We start from the raw sequence: 3,694 nt of genomic DNA on the forward strand, positions 1-3,694 counted from the left end.
AATACATTCTTACAGTATCTCCGTCTACACAGCCAAGCTCCTCAAGCTGTGCAAGTATTCCGTTGTCTCTGAGGAACTTCTGGAAGAAATCAAAGCCCTTCTCAGATTCAAGGTTCGTATATCCGAGCATCTTCTCGATTCGTGGACCCTCGACGATATATACACCCTCCTCCTCGTCTGACTTTCTGACTTCAAATGGAAGCTCAGGATCATCCTGCATGGACAGATCTATCTCAGGTTCAAATTCGATGATCTCCCTTGGAGACTGCTTTACAAGGTCATTGACATACCAGAGAAGTTCATTGATACCCTTTCCTGATACTGCAGATATAGGGAATATCTTATATCCTTCATCCTCCGGGAATTCCTCCTTAAGCATCTCTATGACAGTCTCATAGCCCATATCATCCAGAAGATCGACCTTGTTGGCTGCTATAACCTGTGGACGGTTCTCGATGTCTTTATTGTACTTCTTGAGCTCTTCATTGATTACGTGGATATCATTGATCGGATCTCTTCCATCCACCGAGGCTGCATCCACGATGTGGATTATAACCTTTGTACGCTCTATATGTCTTAAGAACTGAAGTCCAAGACCTGTTCCTTCTGACGCACCTTCAATTATGCCTGGAATGTCTGCGATCACGAAGCCGTTCTTATCCCCGAGATCCACCACACCCAGGTTCGGAACTAAAGTGGTAAAATGATATGCCGCGATCTTAGGACGGGCATTCGTAACTCTTGCAAGGAAGGTTGATTTACCTACACTTGGGTATCCGACAAGTCCTACGTCAGCTATACACTTGAGTTCAAGATCTACTGTAAGCTCCTTGGCTGGCTGACCAGGCTGTGCATACTTTGGCGCCTGCATGGTTGAAGTTACATATGTTCTGTTGCCACGGCCACCACGGCCTCCTTTAAGGAAAACAACAGGTTCCTTCTTGTATGCCATATCGAGAATAACCTTACCTGTCTCTGAATCTTTGACAACAGTTCCAGGTGGAACCTTGAGCACGATATCGGCACCATTGCTGCCATGGCAGTTCTTCTTGCCTCCCTCTTCACCGTCTCCGGCTTTGTATTTTGTCACATGTCTATAGTTAGTGAGCGTGTTCATTCCCTCGTCGACAACAAAGATAACGTCACCGCCATTACCTCCGTCACCGCCGTCAGGACCGCCGTTTGGAACATATTTCTCTCTTCTGAAGGATACATGTCCGTCACCGCCCTTGCCTGATCTCACATATATTCTGGCTCTATCGGCAAACATAATATACCGCCTTTCTATGTCAGATATTCTATACCGAATATTCAATGTCTAAACTACCTGTGTCAAGTTCTGCAGATACATCTGCACACTATTTCATAGTATACCCCATATCTGCACTTTTGTCTGTAAAAAAAGACTGGAATAATAAAAATTACTCCAGTCTCTTGATAGTATTACTTATATATATCCAATATTACTCGTTAACTACTGGATAGATAGAAACCTGCTTCTTGTCTCTACCCTTTCTCTCAAATCTAACGATACCATCAGCTGTAGCGAACAGTGTGTCATCTCCGCCGATACCAACGTTAAGACCTGGATGAATCTTTGTTCCACGCTGTCTGTAAAGGATGTTACCAGCCTTTACGAACTGACCGTCAGCTCTCTTAGCGCCAAGTCTCTTGGACTCTGAGTCTCTGCCGTTCTTTGTAGAACCTACACCTTTCTTATGAGCGAAAAACTGAAGTTCCATCTTCATCATGTCAATTACACCTCCTTAAAGGTCATACAAATATAATCGCCATAGGATTCTTCGATTCCGGATATACCGATCACAAGCGCCTGCATCAAAGTCTGTGCCTTGATATCCGGCTCCTCTGTGAATATGAAATCCATATGTCCACTCTCCTGATCGCAGTCAAGTGTGAAATTCACATCTGAAAGCTTCTCAACAGAGTTCAGGATGGTTATCGTGATCGCTGAAACTGCGCTACAGACGATATCTTGTCCAGGATCATCATATTCCGCATGTCCATCTGTCTTAAATCCTATATATTCCGAATTGCTGTTCTGATAAATAACTACATCAATCATGTCTTATAATCGATACAATCAATACCAATTAAGCGTTGATCTTCTTGATCTCAACCTTAGTATATGACTGTCTGTGACCATTCTTCTTGTGATAGCCAGTCTTTCTCTTGTACTTGTAAACAATAACTTTCTTAGACTTGCCTTCACCAACTACTGATGCTGTTACAGATGCATTAGCAACTGCATCTCCACACTTAACGTCTGAATCAGTGCTTACTAAGATAACATCATCAAATGTTACTTCGCTTCCAGCCTCTGCTGCGAGCTTCTCAACCTTGATCACGTCTCCTTCAGCTACCTTGTACTGCTTACCGCCTGTTGCTATAATTGCGTACATGGTTAATACCTCCTTAATCAAACTCGCCAGTTTTGGTGGTGTCTGTTGACACACTTATACCTAACTGTGCGGCATACTCATATAATCTACCATTGAGATGATTATTTGTCAATAATTTTCTGATATATTTTTACAATATTTTTTGATTTATTTTCATCAAAGCTTAACCATTTCGTGAAGCGGTCTCTTTAACTTCTTTCTGGTCAGCTCTATAAGTCCAAGCTTGGTGATATCTACGAATTTGGCTGGTACAGGATCGTCTGCCAGCTCTCTTATCAGGGTATCACGTATCCTGAGAATATCATCGGGATTCTTCATGTTTATAAAGTCTATGACTACTATCCCTGACAGATTGCGGAGTCTTAACTGACGGCAGGTTTCGATGGCCGCCTCGGTGTTGACCTTCAGCATGTGCTGTTCCATATCTCTGCCTGATATAGCCTTGCCTGTATTCACATCCACAACTACCATGGCCTCAGTCTGCTGGATTATAAGGTAGGCACCTGACTTAAGCCATACTCTCTCCTTTAGAGCTCCCTCCACTTCTTTATTGAGATTGTAGATTGCCGTAAGCGGACATTCTGTATCGGTATGAAGCGTTAAGTCTATTGTTCCAGGCTGTTTTTTCTCTATGTAATCCTCAAATACGTGGAATATTTCTTCATCATCGGTTACCAGTGAATCTAGCTTATTACTTCCCATGAAAGTTATGTTTTCTATATATTCCGGTGGATTCCGGTACAGACAGGAAAAGCATTTTCTGGTTGCTGCGGCCTTCAGGATCTGTGTGAGACGACCGCCCAGCTCATTCAGTTCACGTTTTATGAGTTCAGGGTCCGCATCCACAGCATTTGTCCTAATGATACAACCTATACCCGCCGGGAGGGTATTTCGCGCGATGTCCTTAAGCTCGTCCCGGAGCTTTCTGCTGCTTATCTTGTTCGATACACCGATCTGTTCCCCGGTGTGGACCACACAGTAATCCCCGCGGAGGGTGAGCTCCGATGAACCAACAGGGTTCTTGGTCTTGACTGCGTCACGGCTGATCTGAACGACTATCTCATCGCCGATCCTGAGCTTTGTGTGCTCCCTGCCATCGGCGTATATAATATCATTGTCATCCAGACTGTAGTAGCAGGGAAGTCTGTCACCGTAATCCACGAAGCAGGCATTTATATTGTTTACGATGTTGGCCACCTTGCCCACATAGATATTGCCGAGGACTGTACTGCCCTCTGACAGGTTAAGATCTGTGACTTTGCCATCCTGTATAA

General features: G+C 43.9%; 5 protein-coding genes. All 5 read right to left on the reverse strand.

Annotated elements, in window-relative coordinates:
• The coding region (gene obgE / locus CCU_RS12705; protein ID WP_208896255.1) for a GTPase ObgE at nucleotides 1-1,270 on the reverse strand (1,270 nt) is incomplete at its 3' end.
• Nucleotides 1,271-1,463: 193 nt separating this feature from the next.
• Nucleotides 1,464-1,751, reverse strand: a complete 288-nt coding sequence (gene rpmA / locus CCU_RS12710; RefSeq protein ID WP_004850948.1) for a 50S ribosomal protein L27 — start codon at nucleotides 1,749-1,751, stop codon at nucleotides 1,464-1,466.
• Nucleotides 1,752-1,756: 5 nt separating this feature from the next.
• Nucleotides 1,757-2,083, reverse strand: a complete 327-nt coding sequence (locus tag CCU_RS12715) for a ribosomal-processing cysteine protease Prp (protein WP_015534943.1) — start codon at nucleotides 2,081-2,083, stop codon at nucleotides 1,757-1,759.
• A gap of 28 nt (nucleotides 2,084-2,111) precedes the next feature.
• Nucleotides 2,112-2,420 carry a 50S ribosomal protein L21 gene (gene rplU / locus CCU_RS12720; RefSeq protein ID WP_004850943.1) on the reverse strand — a complete coding sequence of 103 codons (309 nt, stop codon included), beginning with the start codon at nucleotides 2,418-2,420 and terminating at the stop codon, nucleotides 2,112-2,114.
• Nucleotides 2,421-2,576: 156 nt separating this feature from the next.
• On the reverse strand, nucleotides 2,577-3,694 hold a 1,118-nt coding region (locus CCU_RS12725), incomplete at its 5' end, for a ribonuclease E/G (protein WP_208896256.1).

It is taken from the genome of Coprococcus sp. ART55/1 (assembly GCF_000210595.1).
GTDB classification, from domain to species: domain Bacteria; phylum Bacillota; class Clostridia; order Lachnospirales; family Lachnospiraceae; genus Coprococcus; species Coprococcus aceti.